This is a genomic window from Aquimarina sp. RZ0, assembly GCF_008370685.1.
In the GTDB taxonomy this organism is placed as follows: Bacteria; Bacteroidota; Bacteroidia; order Flavobacteriales; family Flavobacteriaceae; genus Aquimarina.
Window position 1 is genome coordinate 1 of the sequence record NZ_VTZU01000210.1, and the last position, 1512, is coordinate 1512.

Below are 1512 nucleotides of genomic sequence, written 5' to 3' on the forward strand. Positions count from 1 at the left end.
TTTGAGTAAACAACAAGTGGATTCAATCCCCATAGAAGGTTAAAAAAAGAAAAAAAAACGCATAGTACAACAGCGGATTAAATCAAATTGCGCCTTTGGCTTAAATGATTTAATCCTATAATGTTATAAGCAATTTCTCAAAATATGAAGGTAACAACTTTAATCAATAAGACACTTAAATATATAAGAAGTAGAAAACATAATTGAAAGATGAAAAAAATAACTACAGTAATTGCCTTAATTGGAATAAGCTTTGGAATGAAAGCTCAAAACGAAACTGTTAATGGTAACCTGACCATAAACGGTAATATCAATCAAAATATTACAGGAACTCCATCAGTTTGGTATCATCTCATACAATCAAATAATCAAAATAGTGGGTTTTGGGCAAATAATGGAAATCCTGCTTTATATTTAAGAGATATTAATGGAAACTTAAATGTTGTTGCAAGACCAGATGGAAAATCATATTTTAACGGCGGCAATGTTGGAATCGGAACAACCAATCCAAGTCAAGACCTAGAGATTTATAGTAGCAGTCCCGTTATTCGCTTAAGAAACTCTGCAGATGGAACAAGTTCTTATGGATGGTTAGAGTTTAATGATGTAAATTCCAGAATGGGATATGTAGGATTTGGTTCAACAAATACTAATCATTTATACATTATGAACGAAGCTGGAGGGGATATATCTATACCTAAAGGCAATGTTGGAATCGGAACAACCAATCCAAGTCAAGACTTAGAGATCTATAGTAGTAGTCCTGTTATTCGCTTAAGAAACACGGCAGATGGAACAAGTTCTTATGGATGGTTGGAGTTTAACGATGTAAATTCCAGAATGGGATATGTGGGATTTGGTTCAACAAGTACTAATCATTTATACATTATGAACGAAGCTGGAGGGGATATATCTATGCCTAAAGGCAATGTCGGAATAGGAACAACTAATCCAAATGGCTGGAAACTAGCTGTAAACGGGAAAATAAGAGCAAAAGAAATAAAAGTGGAAACAGGATGGTCTGACTTTGTTTTCTATGACAATTACAAGTTACCAACACTCAAAGAAGTTGAAAACCATATTCAAGAAAATGGTCATTTAAAGGATATCCCAAGTGCCGAAGAAGTAGAAGAAAATGGAATTTTACTTGGAGAAATGGATTCCAAATTGCTTCAGAAAATCGAGGAGTTGACTCTTTACACAATCCAGCAAGAAAAGAAAATTCAAAAGCTTGAAAAAGAAAACGAAGAAGTGAAATTGTTAAACAAAAAGCTTCTTGAATTACAATCAAGACTGGAAAAACTAGAATCTGAAAAGTAGAAAAGCTTATAACACTATATAACAAAACATAGTTGCCCTTCGGGACAACAACGTTTGTTATATTTGACGTTAGTGTGCCACGAAGCTGTGGTGATCCAGTGGGTGAGAATCCCATCAGAGTAATTGACTGTTCACTCTGAAGAAAAGCATACAGTTAACCTCGTGAGGGATTTGCTGAAGCTATGTTCTTTC

The 1512-nt window shown here is 34.3% G+C and carries 1 protein-coding gene; it reads left to right on the forward strand.

The annotated features are described in order from the left end of the window. Positions 1 to 210 precede the first annotated feature (210 nt). Complete coding sequence (locus F0000_RS27280) at positions 211 to 1320, forward strand: hypothetical protein (protein ID WP_149627846.1); 1110 nt, start codon at positions 211 to 213, stop codon at positions 1318 to 1320. Positions 1321 to 1512: the final 192 nt, after the last annotated feature.